Source organism: Streptomyces sp. NPDC031670 (assembly GCF_055580545.1).
In genome coordinates this window covers 155,638-172,998 of the sequence record NZ_JBVILC010000012.1, presented here as the reverse complement: position 1 = coordinate 172,998, position 17,361 = coordinate 155,638, and the positions used below count along the sequence as shown (strand labels likewise).

Below are 17,361 nucleotides of genomic sequence, written 5' to 3'. Positions count from 1 at the left end.
AATTTGGCGAAAGAACAACACTTGTGGTCCGGATCACAGGGCGCATACCCCCACAACTCCCCCTGAGCCGCAAGGAGTTCACCCCATGCTGCCCTCCAGGATCCGCCGCCCCCGCAGACGTCTGTCCGCCCGTCCGCTGGCAGCCCTGCTGCTCGCCGCCGCCGCCCTGGTGCCCGCGACCGCCGCGCACGCCCAGACCGCCGCCCCCACCAGCGGCTGGAACGACTACTCCTGCAAGCCCTCCGCCGCCCACCCGCGCCCCGTCGTCCTGGTCCACGGCACCTTCGGGAACTCGGTCGACAACTGGCTGGCCCTCGCCCCGTACCTGGTCGACCGGGGCTACTGCGTCTTCTCCCTCGACTACGGCCAGCTCCCCGGCGTCCCGCTCTTCGACGGCCTCGGCCCCATCGACAAGTCGGCCGGACAGCTCGCCGGCTTCGTGGACCGGGTGCTCGCGGCGACCGGCGCCCCCAAGGCCGATCTCGTGGGCCACTCCCAGGGCGGGATGATGCCGCGCTGGTACCTGAAGTTCCTGGGCGGCGCCTCCAAGGTGAACGCCCTGGTCGGCATAGCGCCCGACAACCACGGCACCACCCTGCTCGGCCTCACCGCGCTGCTGCCCTACTTCCCCGGCGCCGAGGACCTGCTCAGACTCAGCACCCCCGGCCTCGCCGACCAGGTGGCCGGATCACCGTTCCTGACCAAGCTCAACGCGGGCGGCGACACCGTTCCCGGAGTGCACTACACCGTCATCACCAGCCGGTACGACGAGGTCGTCACCCCGTACCGCACCCAGTTCCTGAACGGCCCGGACGTCGACAACGTCCTCATCCAGGACAAGTGCGCCCTGGACCTCTCCGAGCACGTGGCGATGGGCCTCACCGACCGCGTCACCTACCACGAGGTCGTCAACGCGCTCGACCCCGCGCACGCCACCCCCACCACCTGCGCGTCCGTCATCGGCTGAAACCGCGCCGGCGGCGGGCGGCCAGCAGGAGCAACACGGCCCCGGCGGCCAGCGTCCCCGCACCACCGAACGCGAGATACGGGGTGGACCCGCTGCCGCCCGTCTCGGCGAGGTTCTCGGTGCGGGGCACGGCGCTGGCGGCCGGAGCCGCGGCCACACTGTCGGTGTGCGGCGCGTTGCCCGACCGCTTCCCGGCGCCGCCCGGTTCGCCCTGGCCGGCCGCAGGCCGCGCCGGGGCGCCCGCACCGGTCTTGGCGTCGTCGTCACCGTGACCGTGGTGCTCCACCGTCGACTTGGCGGCGCCGTCCTCGATCTGCCGCCGCGTCGGCGCCGAGGCGGTCGGGGCCGGGGCGGACCCGGAGGCGCTGTCCTTGCCGAACACCACGTCGGAACAGGTGTAGAAGGCCTCGGGGCTGTCGGAGCGCTGCCAGACCGAGTAGACGAGGTGGCGGCCCGACTTGGCGGGCAGCGTGGCGTCGAAGACGTAGTCGCCGTTGCTCATGGGCGGGTTCGCCACCCTGGCGAACGGCGCGGCCTCCAGGTCCGACCACTTCAGCGGCTTCGTCGGGTCGTAGCCGTCCTTGGTGAGGTACAGCTCGAAGGTGCCCTTGTGGGGAGCCGTGCCCTTGTAGCGGAAGGTGTGCCGCCCGGGGCTGAGCCGGGTGGACGGCCAGTCGGCGCGCGCCAGGTCGAGCCCCTTGTACTTGTCGTTGCCCGCGCTGCAGAGCCTGCCGTCCGGGATGATCTGTTTCGACCGGCCCGCAGCGTTGGCGATGTTGACCGCGTTCCAGTCGTAGAGCGCCTGGGTGCCGCCGAGGGCGACGGCCGCCTTGCAGGCGGCCGAGCGGGGGTGCTCCGGCCCCTCGGCGTAACAGGCGGAGACCCGGCTGACCGGGTCCGTCATCGAGCCGTGGGCGGCGGCAGGACCGGCCGCCAGCCCGGTCAGCGCGAGCGGCGCCAGGGCCAGGGCGGCGGCGGTGGCGGTGCGACGAGCGGTCATCGTGGCGTTCTCCTTCGGTGCTGCACGGGGGGTGGGCGTGCAGCACGCTAGCCGCCGGATCACGCGAAAACGGCTGCTGGGAGCGGGAGACGGCGATCTTTATGGCCGCGTTAAGGGACGACTGAGAGCCGGTTAAGAAGAGCCGTTCTCCCGCGCCGGCCCGGACGACTGGCCGGTCAACGCCGTGAGTCCGCCCCGCCGGGCCAGGAGTTCGAGCTCGTCCAGGGCCTGTACGGCCCGGTCCGCCGCCTGCCGGTCGCGGTCGGCCAGACCGCTCTCGGCGAACTCGTCCTCGTCCAGGCGGAGCACGGTCGTACCGTCCGCGGAGACCCAGAGGTCGAGGTCCAGGTCCTCGACGACCAGCGCCCCCTCACGCACCACGGCGGGCCGGGTGATGTCGCAGTACCAGCCCTTGAGCGAGGTGTCGGCCGCCCGGACCTCCTTCACCGCGTACCAGCGGTGCCGCCAGTAGTGCTCGGTGAAGACATCGCCCGGCTCGAAGCGGACGAACCCGAAGTCGCGGACGCCGTCGGCGGCCCAGGGGGCGCGGACGGTGAGCCGGACGCCGTCGTCGGACACCACCGTCGCCGGGTAGCCGATCTTCGTACGGCCGCCCTTGACCAGAGTGACGGTGAGGGCGGAGCCGGGTTCAGCCAAGTTCGCGGACAAGACATGTCTCCGTAGCGCAGTCGTCGGACATCGCGTCGGACGCTACGCGCGGGGCGTTGCGGGCGCCTCCCATTTTCGTCCCGCGCGCGGGAGGGGCAGAATCGGCCTGTGACCCTGAAGATCGTCATTGACCAGGAAGCCCCCGACGCGCCGTACGAGCAGCTGCGGGCCCAGATCGCCGAGCGGGCCCGGGAGGGGGTGCTGCCCGTGGGGTACAAACTGCCCACCGTGCGCGGCCTCGCCGAGGAGCTCGGGCTCGCCGCCAACACCGTGGCCAAGGCCTACCGCGCGCTGGAGGCGGACGGGGTGATCGAGACGCGTGGCCGCAACGGCACGTTCGTCGCGGCGGCGGGCGACGCGGCGGAGCGCCGGGCCGCGGCGGCGGCCCGGACGTACGCCCAGGAGGTGCGGCGCCTGGGCCTCGGCCGCGAAGCCGCGCAGGCGGCGGTGGCGGACGCGGTACGGGCGGTGTACGGCGACTGACCCCTCCTGCAAACCCCTCTGGAACCCCTCCAACCCCTCCAACCCCTCCAACCCCTCCAACCCCTCCAACCCCTCCAACCCCTCCAACCCCTCCAACCCCTCCAACCCCTCCTACAAGTACAGCCCCGCGTCCGCGTTCTCCCTCGGATCCGGGACGCTCGGCGGCGCCGTCCCGCGCCGCAGTGCGAACAGCTCCGCGAGGGTCGCGCCCTCGCGGCCGACGCCCTCCTCCGTGCCCAGCCAGGTGACCGCCTCGCGGCGGGTCATCGGGCCCACCTCGATACGGGCCAGACACCGGCCGGGGCGGACGACCGCGGGGTGCAGGCGCTCCAGGTCCTCGTTGGTGGTGACGCCGACCAGGACGTTGCGCCCCTGGCCGAGCAGACCGTCCGTCAGGTTCAGCAGCCGGGACAGGGCCTGCCCGGCCGTGTGCTTGGCCTCGCCCCGGATCAGTTCGTCGCAGTCCTCCAGCAACAGCAGCCGCCAGCGGCCCTTCGCCGAGCCGTCGTCCTCACCGATCGCGATGTCCATCAGATAGCCGACGTCGTTGAAGAGGCGCTCGGGGTCCAGTACGCAGTCCACCTGGCACCAGTCGCGCCAGGAGCGGGCGAGCGTGCGCAGCGCCGATGTCTTGCCGGTGCCCGGCGGGCCGTGGAGGAGCAGCAGCCGGCCCGCGATGTCGTCGGGGGTCACCTTCATCAGGCGGTCCATCGCCTCGGCCACCGGGGCGGTGTAGTTGGGGCGGACCTCGTCCCAGGTACCGGCCGCGATCTGACGGGTGGTCCGGTGCGGGCCGCGGCGCGGTGAGACGTACCAGAAGCCCATGGTCACGTTCTCCGGGACCGGCTCCGGCTCGTCCTCCGCGCCCTCGGTGGCCTGTTTGAGCACGCGCTCGGCGAGCTCCTCGCTGGTCGCGGTCACCGTGACGTCCGCGCCCCGGTTCCAGCGGGAGACGAGCAGCGTCCAGCCCTCGCCCTCGGCGAGCGTGGCGCTGCGGTCGTCGTCGCGCGCCGCGCGCAGTACGGACGCACTCGGCGGCAGCAGGCTGGCGCCCTTCTTGACGCGGTCGATGGAGGAGCTGTGCGAGAAGGGCTGCTCGCCCGTGGCGAACCGGCCGAGGAACAGCGCGTCGACGACATCGGAGGGGGAGTCGCTGTCGTCCACGTTCAGCCGGATCGGCAGCGTTGCTTCAGGGTTCGCGGACATGGCTTCCATGATCCGGCAACACGCCCCGCCGTGCACGGTGTTTTGTCCCGTTGGGCCGGGGCGCCGGGGGAGCCGTGCGGTAGCGGGCGCCCCCCAGGAGTCCTTCCGCCCGGGCACCGCCGGCGGCGCCGCGCGCACTCCCCGCAGGCCCGCCGGGGCAAGGGGCGTGCAGTGAAGTTCCGTGCTGCCAAGGTCAATTGACGGGAACTCATGGTCAGGGGTTCCCCCGTAGGAGCGTATTTCTGAAAGTTCTTGGCATGTCCACTTCCGGTGATCCCTACTCGCTGGTACCACATCTGTGGCGGATATCCCGCACTAGGAGGCCCCCACATGAAGCTCTCCCGTATGACGGCCCATGTGTCGTCGATCTTCCTGACCGCCGCTTTCGCCCTCACCGGGGCAGGCGTGGCCAGTGCCGCGACCCACGCCCAGGCCGCGGGCACCGACTACGTGGCGCTCGGCGACTCCTACTCCTCGGGAGTGGGAACCGGTACGTACGACAGCTCAAGTGGTTCCTGCAAGCGCTCGCCCAAGGCCTACCCGTCCCTGTGGGCGGCGTCCCACGCCCCCGCCTCGTTCGCCTTCACCGCCTGTTCCGGCGCGACCACCGACGATGTGAAGGCAGGTCAGCTCGGCCCGCTCAACTCCGCCACCGACCTCGTCTCGATCACCATCGGCGGCAATGACGCGGGCTTCTCCGACGTCATGACCACCTGCGTCCTGAACTCGCAGTCCACCTGCCTCAACCGCATCAACCAGGCGCGCACCTACGCCGACACCGTCCTGCCCGCGAAGCTCGACTCCGTCTACGACGCGATCAGAGCCAAGGCCCCCAACGCCCACGTCGTCGTCATCGGCTACCCGCACTTCTACAAGATCGGCGGCAGCTGCTTCCTCGGACTCAGCGACACCTCGCGCGCGGCCATCAACAGCGCCGCGGACGAGCTGAACACGGTCACCGCCAAGCGCGCCGCCGACCACGGCTACAGCTTCGCCTCGGTCGTCCCGGCATTCACCAACCACGAGATCTGCTCCAGCAGCTCCTGGCTGAACAGCCTCGTCTGGACCAACATCGGCGAGTCCTACCACCCCACCGCCGCCGGCCAGTCCGGTGGCTACCTGCCCACCTTCGCCAACGCGGCCTGATCCCCACCCCGCGTCACCTCAGCCGGCGGGCGGACCGGAGCCATCGCCCGCCGGCTGCGTGGAAGAAGCGGAAGAAGAAGCAGAAGAAGCCGAAGAAGCCGAAGAAGCAGAAGAACTGGGTGAGGAGGGGGCTCCGCTCGTCGGGGTCTCCTTCTCGCACGTGATCGCGTAGGCCACGGAGTTGGACGTCGCCGCGACCGGTGAGCGCACCTCCAGCCGCACCGCGTTCCGCGTGGTCCCGGCCGCCCCGTACCCCGACTCGACGTGCCGCACCTGCCTGCTCCTCGCTGCGCCGGACCCGAAGTCCAGCGTCTTCCAGCCCGGGTCGGACGACTCCCCGTCCGCCGTCACCCAGCGGTACTGGACGTCCACGGGCGTACGGCCCATGGTGAAGGTGGCGACCACGGCCGGGGCGGCGTCGTCCGGCGGCGGGCACGTTCCCCGGTAACTTCCGCGCAGACTCCGCAGGGAGACCTGCACGGACTGCGCGGGCGTCGCCGAACCGCTCGGGCCGGGGCTGGTGCTGCTCGCGGCGCCGGTGGTGGCGCCGTGGCTCGTGGCGGCGCCGCCGCGCGGGGCGGAGTGCGAGGCCGGGCCCGGCACCGAGGTCGCGGCCGTGCTCTTCCCGGCCTCCGAGTCGCCCCCGCTGTGCACCAGCGCCCAGACCAGGGCGCCGAGCGCGAGCAGCAGGACGAGGACGCCGGCCACCAGCAGGACCCCCGCCCCGCTCCGGCGGGGCCGCTCCTCGTCGGCCGCCGGGCCGTACGTCCCCGGCGCCACCCGGGTCGGCGGCGGCGCCGTGGGGTCGGCGCCGGGCATGCCCGTGACGACGGTGGGGACGCCTTCCGGGCCGGGGAACGGCGGTGGGATGTCCCGCACCTCACCGCCCGCCCCCACCACCCGCAACTGGCGCTCGGCGTCCTCCGGCGACAGACGCCCGGCCGGGTCCTTGCGCAGCAGCCCCGAGATCACCGGCGCGAGCGCACCCGCCCGGCGCGGCGGCGGCAGCTCCTCGTCCACCACGGCCCGCAGCGTGGAGAGCGGGGTGGACTGACGGAAGGGCGAGCTGCCCTCGACCGCCGCGTACAGCAGCACGCCCAGCGACCACAGGTCCGAGGCGGGCCCGGGGGTGCGCCCCAGCGCCTGTTCGGGGGAGAGGAACTCGGGCGAGCCGATCACCTCACCGGTCATCGTGAGCGTGGACGTGCCCGCGACCATGGCGATGCCGAAGTCGGTGAGGACCACCCGGCCGTCGTTGGCGAGCAGTACGTTGGCGGGCTTCACATCGCGGTGCAGCACCCCGGCCGCGTGCGCGGCGCGCAGGGCCGCGAGGACCTCGGCGCCGATGTGCGCGGCGCGCCGCGGGGTGAGCGGCCCGTCCGCCTCCAGCACCTCGGAGAGCGAGAGCCCCCGTACGAGTTCCATCACGATCCAGGGGCGGCCCTCGTGGGTCGCCACGTCGTAGACCGTCACCACATTGCGGTGCGATATCCGGGCCGCCGCCCACGCCTCGCGTTCGAGGCGCGCGTACATCCGCTGTTCGTCGGTGGAGTCCAGCCCGGCCGGCGCTCGTACCTCCTTCACGGCGACCTCGCGCCCCAGCACCTCGTCGCGCGCCCGCCACACCTCGCCCATGCCGCCGCGGCCGAGCGGGGAGAGCAGACGGTAGCGTCCCTGGATCACGCGCTGTTCGCTGCCCGGCACTTCGCTCACTGGCGGGGCCTCCTTGGCGACGGGACGACCACAAGACGACCAACTACCGCGGATCCTCTCCACGTTAGCTCAGGTCAGCGCGGTAGCGGCCCCCTTGGACGCACTGTCCAACTCGCCCTGGAATCAGGCATATTCAGAGAGTAACCGGGTGCTTCTGTCAACCCCTCCTCGGGAGAGGTGAATCCCACCACCGGGATACACGAGTGTGACGCGGGGGCGATAGGGTTACCCTGCCCGGGGCCGGGTGCCCTCGTATGGGTGGGGAGTGACATGGAACAGATAACAGTGCGCAGCAGGGCGCGAGTACCTGCCATCACCTGCGGGAGCAGTGCGACCAGCTCGCGGCTCGACCGCCATCTCTCGGTGCTGGGCGGTCCCGCCGTCCCGCTGCGGGAGTCGGCCGAGGCGACCTTGCTGATGCGTGAGCTGACCTCGCGTGACATCGCGCACAGTCGGAGGAGCAAGAGCGCCCGCGTCTCGCTCTTCGCCCCGCTGCGGCGCCTTCGCCGCTCGCTCTTCGGCAGCCGCGGCTGAAGTCCACGACAGCCCACGATCAGTGACTTCCCGAGAATCCGGCACCCCGGGAAACCGGATTCCCGAGAACCCTTTGACTTTCTGATCCATGCTCAGGCGATCACGCCGTCCCGGCGCAGCGCTGCTGTCAGCTCCTCTGTCATCCCCAGGGCTCGCAGCAGCGCTTCGGTGTGCTCGCCCAAGGCCGGCACCGCCCCCATCCGCGGCTCGGGGCCGCCCGGCAGACCGACCGGCGGCAGCAGCGCCCGCAGCGGGCCCACCGGCGAGTCCACCTCCCGCCAGCGGTCGCGCGCGGCGAGCTGCGGATGCGCGGCGACCTGGGCGACCGTGTTGAGCCGGGCGCAGGCGATGCCCGCCGCATCCAGCCGCGTCACCGCCTCGGCGGACGTCATCGGGGCCAGCGCGTCCCCGACCGCCTTGTCGGTCCGCCCCCGGTGCGCGGTCCGCGCGGTATTGGTCGCGTACGCCGGATCATCGGCCAACTCCGGTCGCTCCAGGACCTGTACGGCCAGTCTGCGCCATTCACGGTCGTTCTGTACGGAGAGCAGCACCTGGCCGTCGGCCGTCGCATAGGCGTTGTACGGGGCGATGACGGCGTGCGCGACGCCGGTGCGCGCCGGTTCCGTCCCCCCGTGCATCACATGGTGCAGCGGATGGCCCAGCCACTCCGCCAGCGCGTCCAGCATCGAGATCTCCACCGGGCCGCCCCGGCCGGTCGTGCCCCGGCGCAGCAGCGCCGCGAGGACGCCCGAGTACGCGTACATGGCGGCGGCGATGTCGGCGGCCGGGACACCCGCCTTCACGGGCTGCTCCGGCGTCCCCGTCACCGAGACGAGCCCGGCCTCGCACTGGACGAGCATGTCGTACGCCCGTCTGTGCGCGTACGGGCCGTCGGCCCCGTACCCCGATATGTCGACCGCGACCAGGCGCGGGTGCGCGGCGCACAGCGTGGCCGCGTCCAGGCCCATCCTGGCGGCGGCCCCGTGCGCCAGGTTCTGCACGAACACATCGGCCCCGGCGATCAGCCGCCGCAGGACGTCCAGTCCGCGCGGGTCCTTCAGATCGAGGGCGATCGACTCCTTGCCGCGGTTGCACCAGACGAAGTGCGAGGCGAGGCCGCGGGCGGCGGTGTCGTAGTGCCGGGCGAAGTCGCCGCCGTCGGGCCGCTCGACCTTGATGACCCGGGCGCCGAGGTCGGCGAGCTGGCGGGTGGCGAAGGGGGCGGCGACGGCCTGCTCCACGGCGACGACGGTGATGCCGTCGAGGGGGAGGGGCTGGGGCTGCGGAGTGCTCATGGGAGCCGTGCTTATCGTGTATGGGGCACTTTTGTCACGGGCGGCTCGGCGGCGGCGCTCCTCAGAGGAGGGCCAGCTGCCCGTCCGGGCCCTCTTCCGGATGGTCGAGTACGGAGGCGGGGCGGCGGGCCGACGGCGGTACGGGCAGGACGCGTGCCTCGACCAGCCGTTCGCGGGCGAGGCGGGGACCGTCCGCCAGCTCCCGCAGGTCCGGGCGGACTTCGTCGAGCAGGGCCAGGACGGTGACGAGCTCAAGGAGGTCGGACGTCCACTCCTGCGGCCAGGACGCGGGCCGTACGGCCTCCAGGGTTCCCGGCTCGCCGCTCCGCGTCCGCTCCTCGAACCACGCCTCCAGCACACGCACCCCGCCCACCTCGAACTCCCAGGCGGCCCGGGGCACCGGGGAGACGCGGCCCTCGCCGAGATACAGGCTCTCGTCCTCCGCGTCGTAGCGCAGCGTGTCGGGGCGGGGCGGGATCGCGGCCCGCACATACGGCCGCCGGCCGCCGGGCAGCCGGGGCTTCTCGCCGCCGCGCGCCCCGCGCACGGTCAGCGCGGTGATCCGGTGCCCCAGCTCCACGCCCCGCGCCCAGAGGACCGGGTCGGGGGTGAGCGGCAGTACGCACCCGGCGGGGGAGGGCAGGGCGGCGGCCACGACCCAGGCGAACAGGTCCTCGGGGGCGACCTGGCGCCCGTACTCCTTGCCGAGCAGGGCGAGCAGGCCCGGCGCGACGTTGGGCTCGGCGCCGCCCGGGCGGCGGTAGAGGGGGCGGATGCGGCCTCCCCGGCCGGCCGGGGAGCGGCCGTCGGGGAGCAGCGCGGAGACGGTGAGGGCGGGCCCGGTGGCCTTCGGCACGTACCCCTGCTCCACGGCGAACAGCTGCCGCTCGTCGGCGACGCGCCACAGCTCCGGGCGGGCGGCGTCCAGGAGGCGGTGATCGGGTATCAGCCACTGCTGGTCGAAGGCGCCGTGGGTGAAGCGGACGGGGGCGGGGCAGGGGCCGGCTTCCAGGGCGAGCGGGGCGGTGCCGGTGTGGCCCGGGGAGGGGAGCGCGGGGACGCGGGTGTGGAGGGTGCGGGGGCGGGTGGGGCGGAAGAGGCGTTCGCGGGTGGGGGCGTCGGCCTGGACGAGGGTGGCCCAGCGGGTTCCGAGCGTGCGGGCGTCCGGGGCGGTGACCCAGGGGCGGCCCGGGCGCAGGGGGGCCACGGACCAGGGCATCAGGTCGTCGAGCGGCTGCAGGTCGTCACTCACGGGGGCCCATGCTAGGGGGGTGGGGGCGGTGGGTGGGGGTGAGGCGGTTCTTCCGGGGGCCGCGCCCCCGGCCCCCGGCCCCTGTTCGGCTGCGGACCGTGGAGGGTTGCTCGCGCAGTTCCCCGCGCCCCCAACCACCCAGGGGCGCGGGGAACTGCGCGACCCGCCACAGAGCACCCGCAGGCGAACCCCACGCTCAGCCACAGAGCATCCGCGCCGAGAGCCCGCCCTACCGCGACGCCTCCACCGTGACCGAGAAGGCGAAACGGTCCCCCCGGTACCGGATCCGGGCCACGTCCACCACCCGGCCCGCCGCGTCGTACGACACCCCCGTGTAGTGCAGGATCGGTGACAGCAGCGGGACCTCCAGGAGCTCCGCCGTCCGGGGGTCCGCCAGTCTCGCCTCGACCGTGTCGGTGATCCGGCTGATCCTGACCCCGACCGAATCCCGCAGCACCTTCGTCATCGGCCACCGTTCGAGGTCCCGGACGTCGATGGAGGCCGCGAGTTCGGGGCGGACCGCGTTCTCCGCCCAGTTCGCGGGCTCGCCGCTGGCGCCGTCGCGGCGCAGACGGCGGTAGGTGACCACCGAGTCGCAGTCGGGGAAGTACTCCGCGAGTTCCCCCGGCACCGGCCCGGCCCCGTGCCCCAGCACCGTCGTCGGTTCCCCCGACTGCTGCGCCACGATCGCGTCGATCGAGCCGAGCAGCCGCACCGGTGCCCCCCGCCGCGCGGCCGGCTCGATGAACGTGCCGCGCCGCCGGTGCCGGGTGATCAGCCCCTCCTCCTCCAGCTCCTTCAGCGCCTGCCGCATGGTCAGCACGCTCACGCCGTAGTGCGCGGCGAGCCGCTCCTCGGTGGGCAGTCGCAGCGAGGCGTCGGGGGTGCGGCCCAGTATCGACGCCCGCAGGGACTGCGAGACCTGGTACCACAGTGGCAGCTTGCGGTTCAGGACCAGTGAGTCCGGAGCGAAGGAGGAGGCCGGGGGCGGTGCGGGGGTCGAGGAGGTCACGGGCATTCCGTATCAGGCTCTGGGGCGCGGCGGAAGGTGTGGCTCAGGATCCGGCCGCACCGGGCACGCGGACGGTACCGCGCGCGCCGGGACCGCCGGCGCGCGCGTCACGCGCGGAAGTGGCGCTCCAGCCCCCGCCACACCTCGTCGTACCCCCGCTGGAGGTGCTCCGCCGACGCCGCCTGCTCCGTCGCCGTCACCGGCCACCGCGTCTCGAACATGAACGCGAGGCCGTCGTCGATCCTCTGCGGCTTCAGCTCGGCGGCGCTCGCCCTGTCGAAGGTCTCCCGGTCGGGGCCGTGCGCCGACATCATGTTGTGGAGCGAGCCGCCGCCGGGAACGAAGCCCTCCGCCTTCGCGTCGTACGCGCCTTCGATCAGGCCCATGTACTCGCTCATCACATTGCGGTGGAAGTACGGCGGCCGGAACGTGTCCTCGCCGACCAGCCAGCGCGGCGCGAAGACCACGAAGTCGACGCCCGCGAGGCCCGGGGTGTCGGAGGGGGAGGTGAGGACCGTGAAGATCGACGGGTCCGGGTGGTCGTACGAGATCGTGCCGATGACGTTGAAGCGGCGCAGGTCGTACACGTACGGCACATGGTTGCCGTGCCAGGCGACCACGTCCAGCGGCGAGTGGTCGTACCGCGCGCTCCACAGGTTGCCGCAGAACTTGTTGACCACCTCCACCGGACCCGTCACCTCCTCGTAGGCCGCGACCGGCGCGAGGAAGTCCCGGGCGTTGGCGAGGCCGTTGGCGCCGATCGGGCCGAGGTCGGGGAGCTGGAAGGGCTGCCCGTAGTTCTCGCACACATAGCCGCGGGCCGTCGCGTCGAGGAGCTCGACCCGGAAGCGCACCCCGCGCGGGATCAGCGCGACCTCCCCGGGACCTGCCGCGAGCAGGCCGAACTCGGTGCGCAGCAGCAGTCCGCCGCGCTCGGGGACGATCAGCAGCTCGCCGTCCGCGTCGCTGAAGACCCGGTCCATGGAGGCGTTGGCGTGGTAGAGGTGCACGGCCATGCCGGTGCGCTGGGTGGCGTCGCCGTTGCCGCCGAGCGTCCACAGACCCGCCAGCCAGTCCGTGCCGGCCGCCGGCTCCGGCAGCGGGTTCCAGCGGAGCCGGTTGGGGTCGGGCACGGTCTCGGTGAAGGGCGCGCTGCGCAGCCGGCCGTTGTCGGTCCGGACGAACGCGGGGTGGGCGGCGGACGGCGTGATCCGGTACAGCCAGGAGCGGCGGTTGTGCGCCCTGGGCTCGGTGAACGCGGAGCCGCTCAACTGCTCCGCGTAGAGCCCGAGGGGGGCGCGCTGCGGCGAGTTCCGGCCATGCGGCAGGGCGCCGGGAACCGCCTCCGAGCTGTGCTCGTTACCGAACCCCGGGGAGTACGACAGCGCCTGTGCCGTCTTCCTGGCCTGCTCGCTGCTGGTGGTCATCCGCCGCTCCCGCCGCTGAAGAATCCTGCAATCCTATGGGTCACCGTAGGATTAGGATCGGACCGCGTCAACGGCAGAACCGGCCGAGGGCGGCATGATGGGGCCGTGCCCCATGCGAACCTCCGCCGCGCACCCGTGCAGCGACGCAGTGCCGAGCGCCTCAGCCGGATCCTGGACGCCTGCGCCGAACTGCTGGACGAGACCGGTTACGAGGACCTCTCCACCCGGGCCGTGGCCCAGCGGGCGGGCGTGCCCATCGGCTCGGTGTACCGCTTCTTCAGCAACAAACGGGCCCTCGCCGAGGCGCTCGCCGCCCGCAACCTCGACCGGTTCGCGGAGATCGTCGGCGCCCGGCTCGCCACCATCGAGGCCGAGGACTGGCGCGGGGCGATCGACGCGGTGCTGGACGAGTACCTGGTCCTGAAGAAGACCGTGCCCGGCTTCAACCTGGTGGACTTCGGCGGGCCGCAGCCGGTCGCCGACCCCGCCGCCGACGCCAACCACCTGCTGGCCGAGCGGCTCGCCGAACTGCTCCCGGCCCAGTTCGGCCGCGCCCCCGACGCGGAGCTGCGGCTGACCATCCTGGTGGCGGTCGAGGCCGCGGACGCCCTGCTGCGGCTCGCCTTCCGTACCGACCCGGCGGGGGACCCGGGCATCGTGTCCGAGACCCGGGAGCTGCTGCACGCGTATCTGGCCAGGACGCTGGGCTGAGGGCCGGTCCTTCGGCCCCCGGCTGTGCCCTTTCGCCCCTCGCCCGTGCCGTGTCGAACCCCTCCCGCGCCCCGATGCCCGGCACGCGCGCCCGGCGCACCGCGTCATGGCCCTCGTCACCATGCCTACCGGTCGGTATGCTCGGGATCGCCCGTGCGTCACCCGCCCGCCGCCCCGGGGAGGACCCCCCATGTCCGCACTCCGCATCTGCCCCCTCTGCGAAGCCACTTGCGGGCTGACCCTGACCGTCGAGGGAACCCGGGTCACCGGTGCCCGCGGCGACCGGGACGATGTGTTCAGCCAGGGGTTCATCTGCCCCAAGGGCGCCTCGTTCGGGGAGATCGACGCCGACCCCGACCGGCTCACCGCGCCCCTGGTCCGCCGGGACGGCAGACTGGTGGAGGCGACCTGGGACGAGGCGTTCGGCCTGGTCGCGGAGCGGATCCGGCCGGTCGTCGAGACGTACGGCGCCGACGCCGTCGCAGTGGTGCTCGGCAACCCCAACGTCCACACCATGGCCGGCGCCCTCTACCCGCCCGTCCTGCTCGGCGCCCTGCACACCCGCAGCCTCTTCACCGCCAGCACCCTCGACCAGATGCCCAAGCACGTCTCCAGCGGGCTCCTCTTCGGCGACCCGTTCGCCATACCGGTGCCGGACCTCGACCGCACCGACCATCTGCTGCTGCTCGGCGCCAACCCCCTGGAGTCCAACGGGAGTCTGTGCACCGCCCCGGACTTCCCCGGGAAACTCAAGGCCCTGCGGGCGCGCGGCGGCACCCTCACGGTCGTCGATCCGCGCCGCACCCGGACCGCCAAGCTCGCCGACCGCCATCTGGCGCCCCGGCCGGGCACCGACGCGCTGCTGCTCGCCGCGCTCGCCCACGTCCTCTTCGAGGAGAAGCTCACCTCGCCCGGCGAACTCGCGGACGTGGTGGAGGGAATGCCCGAAGTCCACGATGCCGTACGGGAGTTCACCCCCGAGGCGGTCGGGGCGGCCTGCGACCTCGACCCGGACGAGATCCGCGTCCTCGCCCGGGAGCTCGCGGCGGCGCCCACCGCCGCCGTCTACGGCCGCATCGGCAGCTGCACGGTGGAGCACGGCACCCTGGCCAGCTGGCTCGTCGACGTCCTCAACATCCTCACCGGCAATCTGGACCGGCCCGGCGGCGCGCTCTTCCCGCTCTCCGCCACCGACCGCGCCCCGCGCCCGGCCGGACCCGGCCGGGGCTTCGAGATCGGCCGCTGGCGCAGCCGGGTCGGCGGCCACCCCGAGGCCAAGTCGGAGCTGCCCACCGCGGCCCTCGCCGAGGAGATCGAGACACCGGGGGAGGGGCAGATCCGGGCGCTGATCGTGTGCGCGGCGAACCCGGTGCTCTCCGCCCCCGACGGCGACCGGCTCGACCGCGCGCTGGACGGGCTCGACTTCATGGTCAGCGTGGACCCGTACCTCAACGAGACCTCGCGCCACGCCGATGTCGTGCTGCCGCCGCCCCCGCCGTCGCAGAGCGCCCACTTCGACTTCGCCTTCAACGCCCTCGCCGTACGCAACCAGGTCCGCTACACCCGGGCCGCCGTGCCGCTCGCCGAGGGCAGGCTCGACGAGTGCGAGATCCACGCCCGGCTCGTCCTCGCGGCCACCGGGATGCACGGCGCCCCGCCGGACGCCGTGGACGCGATGGTCGTCGAACGCACCCTGGGCAAGGCCGTGGCCGACCCGCACTCGGCCGTGTACGGACGCGACCCGCGGGAGCTAGCCGGGCAGCTGACCGGCGAGAGCGGCCCCGAGCGGCGGCTCGACATGATGCTGCGGCTCGGCCCGTACGGCGACGGCTTCGGCGCCGACCCCGGGGGCCTCCACCTGGAGCGGGTGCTCGCCCACCCGCACGGCATCGACCTCGGGCCCCTGAAACCCCGGCTGCCGCAGGTGCTGCGGACCCGCAGCGGGCGGATCGAGCTGCTGCCCGCCCCGATCGCCGAGGACCTGCCCCGGCTGCGCGCGGCGCTCGACGCCCGGCCCGACGGGCTCGTCCTGGTCGGCCGGCGGCACCTGCGCTCCAACAACAGCTGGCTGCACAACATCCCGTCCCTGAACGGCGGTTCCAACCGCTGCACCCTCCACGTCCACCCCGAGGACGCGGCGCGCCTCGGTCTGCGCGACGGCGACTCCGTGCGCGTCACGGCGGACGGCGGCGAGGTGACGGCGCCCGTGGAGATCACCGACTCGGTCCGCACCGGTGTCGTCAGCCTCCCCCACGGCTGGGGCCACGACCGCCCGGAGACCCGCCTCGGGGTCGCCGCCGGGCGGCCTGGGGTCAATGTCAACCAGCTGCTCGACGGCTCGCGGCTGGACCCGCTGTCGGGGACGGCGGTGCTCAACGGCTTCCCCGTCGAGCTGGTCGCACTTCGTTGACCTGGGGTTTTGCTCGTATTGCTCACACGTCAACGTCTTGCTGACGCCGGAAGGACCGCCCTAACGTCATCCGCACCGCCAGCCCCCTGGCGGGAGTTCAAGGGTGAACGTTAGGTGTCCTCCATGCTGACCGTCCTAGGCTTCACCATGATCGCTACCTTCCTGGTGCTGATCATGATGAAGAAGCTGTCGCCCATCGCGGCGCTGGTTCTGATCCCCGCCCTCTTCTGCGTCTTCGTGGGCAAGGGCGCCCACCTCGGCGACTACGTGGTCGACGGCGTGGGCAAGCTCGCGCCCACCGCCGCGATGCTGATGTTCGCGATCATCTACTTCGGGGTGATGATCGACGTCGGCCTCTTCGACCCGGTGGTCCGGGGCATCCTGCGGTTCTGCAAGGCCGACCCCGTGCGCGTGGTCGTCGGTACGGCGGTGCTCGCCGCCATCGTCTCCCTCGACGGCGACGGCTCGACCACCTTCATGATCACGGTCTCCGCGATGTACCCGCTGTACAAGCGGCTGGGGATGAGCCTGGTGGTGATGACGGGAGTGGCCGCCACCGCCAACGGCGTGATGAACACCCTGCCCTGGGGCGGCCCGACCGCCCGCGCCGCCACCGCCCTCAAGCTCGACGCGTCCGACATCTTCGTCCCGATGATCCCCGCCCTCGCGGTCGGTCTGGTGGCGGTCTTCGTCCTCGCGTACGTACTGGGCCGCCGCGAGCGCGGGCGGCTCGGCTACCTCTCGCTCGACGAGGCACTGGAGCCGGAGAGCGAGACCGTCCTGGTGGCGGCGGGCGGCTCCGAGCCGCCGCGCCCGGCCGCGGCCGACGGGGGCGCGCGGAGCTCCGAAACCCCCGGGTTCCAGGGGCTCGACCCCGAGCGCGCGACCCTGCGGCCCAAGCTGTACTGGTTCAACGCGGCCCTCACGGTGGCACTGCTCACCGCCATGATCATGGAGTGGCTGCCGATCCCGGTGCTGTTCCTGCTGGGCGCGGCGCTGGCGCTCACCGTCAACTTCCCGCACATGCCCGACCAGAGGGCCCGGATCGCCGCCCACTCCGAGAACGTCGTCAACGTGGCGGGCATGGTCTTCGCGGCGGCCGTCTTCACCGGGGTCCTCAACGGCACCGGCATGGTCAAGCACATGGCCGACTGGCTGGTCGGCGCCGTCCCCGACGCCATGGGCCCGCACATGGCGCTGGTCACCGGCGTCCTGAGCCTGCCTCTCACGTACTTCATGTCCAACGACGGCTTCTACTTCGGCGTCCTGCCGGTCCTCGCGGAGGCCGGGGCCGCGCACGGCGTCTCCTCCCTGGAGATCGCCCGCGCCTCGCTGGTCGGGCAGGCGCTGCACATGTCGAGTCCGCTGGTGCCGGCGGTGTACGTCCTGGTGGGCATGGCCAAGGTCGAGTTCGGCGACCACACCCGCTTCACGGTGAAGTGGGCGGTGCTCACCTCACTGGTGGTCCTCGGTGCCGGGATCCTCTTCGGGATCATCTGACGGGGGAGCCGGATACGAGGCCCCGGACGCGGGGCG

15 protein-coding genes are annotated in these 17,361 nt (G+C 72.8%); 7 read left to right on the top strand and 8 right to left on the bottom strand.

Features of this window, described 5'->3' with window-relative positions; translation table 11 throughout:
- Window positions 1-85 precede the first annotated feature (85 nt).
- Window positions 86-967: an esterase/lipase family protein gene (locus tag ACZ5ID_RS22970; protein ID WP_468900937.1), complete on the top strand. Its 882-nt coding sequence runs from the start codon at window positions 86-88 to the stop codon at window positions 965-967.
- Here the strand turns inward: ACZ5ID_RS22970 and ACZ5ID_RS22965 are convergent.
- The gene (locus ACZ5ID_RS22965) at window positions 957-1,967 is read right to left on the bottom strand and encodes a lytic polysaccharide monooxygenase auxiliary activity family 9 protein (RefSeq protein WP_468900934.1); all 1,011 of its coding nucleotides are present in this window, start codon (window positions 1,965-1,967) and stop codon (window positions 957-959) included. The genes ACZ5ID_RS22970 and ACZ5ID_RS22965 overlap by 11 nt on opposite strands.
- Window positions 1,968-2,099: 132 nt before the next feature.
- Window positions 2,100-2,636: a ribonuclease FAU-1 family protein gene (locus ACZ5ID_RS22960; RefSeq protein ID WP_468900931.1), complete on the bottom strand. Its 537-nt coding sequence runs from the start codon at window positions 2,634-2,636 to the stop codon at window positions 2,100-2,102.
- A gap of 108 nt (window positions 2,637-2,744) precedes the next feature.
- On the opposite strand from ACZ5ID_RS22960, the gene ACZ5ID_RS22955 reads away from it, so the two are divergent.
- Entirely contained in the window at window positions 2,745-3,119 is a 375-nt protein-coding gene (locus ACZ5ID_RS22955) for a GntR family transcriptional regulator (RefSeq protein ID WP_468900928.1), read from the top strand.
- 111 nt (window positions 3,120-3,230) lie between these two features.
- Here the strand turns inward: ACZ5ID_RS22955 and ACZ5ID_RS22950 are convergent, their stop codons facing one another.
- A complete protein-coding gene (locus ACZ5ID_RS22950) occupies window positions 3,231-4,334 on the bottom strand; it encodes a DUF5925 domain-containing protein (RefSeq protein ID WP_468900926.1) in 1,104 nt (367 codons plus the stop codon).
- A 321-nt stretch (window positions 4,335-4,655) separates the two neighbouring features.
- Between ACZ5ID_RS22950 and ACZ5ID_RS22945 the strand changes: the two genes are divergently transcribed.
- Complete coding sequence (locus ACZ5ID_RS22945; RefSeq protein ID WP_468900923.1) at window positions 4,656-5,471, top strand: SGNH/GDSL hydrolase family protein; 816 nt, start codon at window positions 4,656-4,658, stop codon at window positions 5,469-5,471.
- Window positions 5,472-5,489: 18 nt separating this feature from the next.
- On the opposite strand, the gene ACZ5ID_RS22940 is transcribed toward ACZ5ID_RS22945, so the two are convergent.
- On the bottom strand, window positions 5,490-7,184 hold the full coding sequence (locus tag ACZ5ID_RS22940) for a serine/threonine-protein kinase (RefSeq protein WP_468900920.1): 1,695 nt from the start codon (window positions 7,182-7,184) through the stop codon (window positions 5,490-5,492).
- Between the two features lie 270 nt (window positions 7,185-7,454).
- Between ACZ5ID_RS22940 and ACZ5ID_RS22935 the strand changes: the two genes are divergently transcribed.
- Window positions 7,455-7,718, top strand: coding sequence for a hypothetical protein (locus ACZ5ID_RS22935; protein ID WP_406557014.1), 264 nt, complete (start codon window positions 7,455-7,457; stop codon window positions 7,716-7,718).
- A gap of 92 nt (window positions 7,719-7,810) precedes the next feature.
- On the opposite strand, the gene ACZ5ID_RS22930 is transcribed toward ACZ5ID_RS22935, so the two are convergent.
- The 4 genes from ACZ5ID_RS22930 to hmgA all read right to left on the bottom strand — a co-directional run bounded on the left by ACZ5ID_RS22930 (window position 7,811) and on the right by hmgA (window position 12,704).
- Window positions 7,811-9,013: a CaiB/BaiF CoA transferase family protein gene (locus tag ACZ5ID_RS22930; RefSeq protein ID WP_468900917.1), complete on the bottom strand. Its 1,203-nt coding sequence runs from the start codon at window positions 9,011-9,013 to the stop codon at window positions 7,811-7,813.
- A 61-nt stretch (window positions 9,014-9,074) separates the two neighbouring features.
- A complete protein-coding gene (locus tag ACZ5ID_RS22925; RefSeq protein ID WP_468901097.1) occupies window positions 9,075-10,232 on the bottom strand; it encodes a type ISP restriction/modification enzyme in 1,158 nt (385 codons plus the stop codon).
- Between the two features lie 262 nt (window positions 10,233-10,494).
- The gene (locus tag ACZ5ID_RS22920; RefSeq protein WP_468900914.1) at window positions 10,495-11,277 is read right to left on the bottom strand and encodes a GntR family transcriptional regulator; all 783 of its coding nucleotides are present in this window, start codon (window positions 11,275-11,277) and stop codon (window positions 10,495-10,497) included.
- A 107-nt stretch (window positions 11,278-11,384) separates the two neighbouring features.
- Window positions 11,385-12,704 (bottom strand): homogentisate 1,2-dioxygenase, encoded by a 1,320-nt coding sequence (hmgA, locus tag ACZ5ID_RS22915; RefSeq protein WP_468900912.1) that lies wholly within the window; start codon window positions 12,702-12,704, stop codon window positions 11,385-11,387.
- Between the two features lie 135 nt (window positions 12,705-12,839).
- Here hmgA and ACZ5ID_RS22910 point away from each other — a divergent pair, with 135 nt between their 5' ends.
- From ACZ5ID_RS22910 to ACZ5ID_RS22900, 3 genes are all read left to right on the top strand, one after another.
- The gene (locus ACZ5ID_RS22910; protein WP_468900909.1) at window positions 12,840-13,415 is read left to right on the top strand and encodes a TetR/AcrR family transcriptional regulator; all 576 of its coding nucleotides are present in this window, start codon (window positions 12,840-12,842) and stop codon (window positions 13,413-13,415) included.
- Between the two features lie 190 nt (window positions 13,416-13,605).
- Window positions 13,606-15,825, top strand: a complete 2,220-nt coding sequence (locus ACZ5ID_RS22905; protein WP_468900907.1) for a molybdopterin oxidoreductase family protein — start codon at window positions 13,606-13,608, stop codon at window positions 15,823-15,825.
- A gap of 123 nt (window positions 15,826-15,948) precedes the next feature.
- Window positions 15,949-17,325 (top strand): CitMHS family transporter, encoded by a 1,377-nt coding sequence (locus tag ACZ5ID_RS22900; RefSeq protein ID WP_468900905.1) that lies wholly within the window; start codon window positions 15,949-15,951, stop codon window positions 17,323-17,325.
- Window positions 17,326-17,361: the final 36 nt, after the last annotated feature.

Bases quoted from the DNA above. Each gene is read 5' to 3' on its own strand.
- ACZ5ID_RS22970 (WP_468900937.1), top strand. From the start codon at position 86: ATGCTGCCCTCCAGGATCCGCCGCCCCCGCAGACGTCTGTCCGCCCGT.
- ACZ5ID_RS22930 (WP_468900917.1), bottom strand. From the start codon at position 9,013: ATGAGCACTCCGCAGCCCCAGCCCCTCCCCCTCGACGGCATCACCGTC.
- ACZ5ID_RS22900 (WP_468900905.1), top strand. From the start codon at position 15,949: ATGCTGACCGTCCTAGGCTTCACCATGATCGCTACCTTCCTGGTGCTG.
- hmgA (WP_468900912.1), bottom strand. From the start codon at position 12,704: ATGACCACCAGCAGCGAGCAGGCCAGGAAGACGGCACAGGCGCTGTCG.
- ACZ5ID_RS22935 (WP_406557014.1), top strand. From the start codon at position 7,455: ATGGAACAGATAACAGTGCGCAGCAGGGCGCGAGTACCTGCCATCACC.
- ACZ5ID_RS22905 (WP_468900907.1), top strand. From the start codon at position 13,606: ATGTCCGCACTCCGCATCTGCCCCCTCTGCGAAGCCACTTGCGGGCTG.
- ACZ5ID_RS22945 (WP_468900923.1), top strand. From the start codon at position 4,656: ATGAAGCTCTCCCGTATGACGGCCCATGTGTCGTCGATCTTCCTGACC.
- ACZ5ID_RS22950 (WP_468900926.1), bottom strand. From the start codon at position 4,334: ATGGAAGCCATGTCCGCGAACCCTGAAGCAACGCTGCCGATCCGGCTG.
- ACZ5ID_RS22965 (WP_468900934.1), bottom strand. From the start codon at position 1,967: ATGACCGCTCGTCGCACCGCCACCGCCGCCGCCCTGGCCCTGGCGCCG.
- ACZ5ID_RS22925 (WP_468901097.1), bottom strand. From the start codon at position 10,232: ATGCCCTGGTCCGTGGCCCCCCTGCGCCCGGGCCGCCCCTGGGTCACC.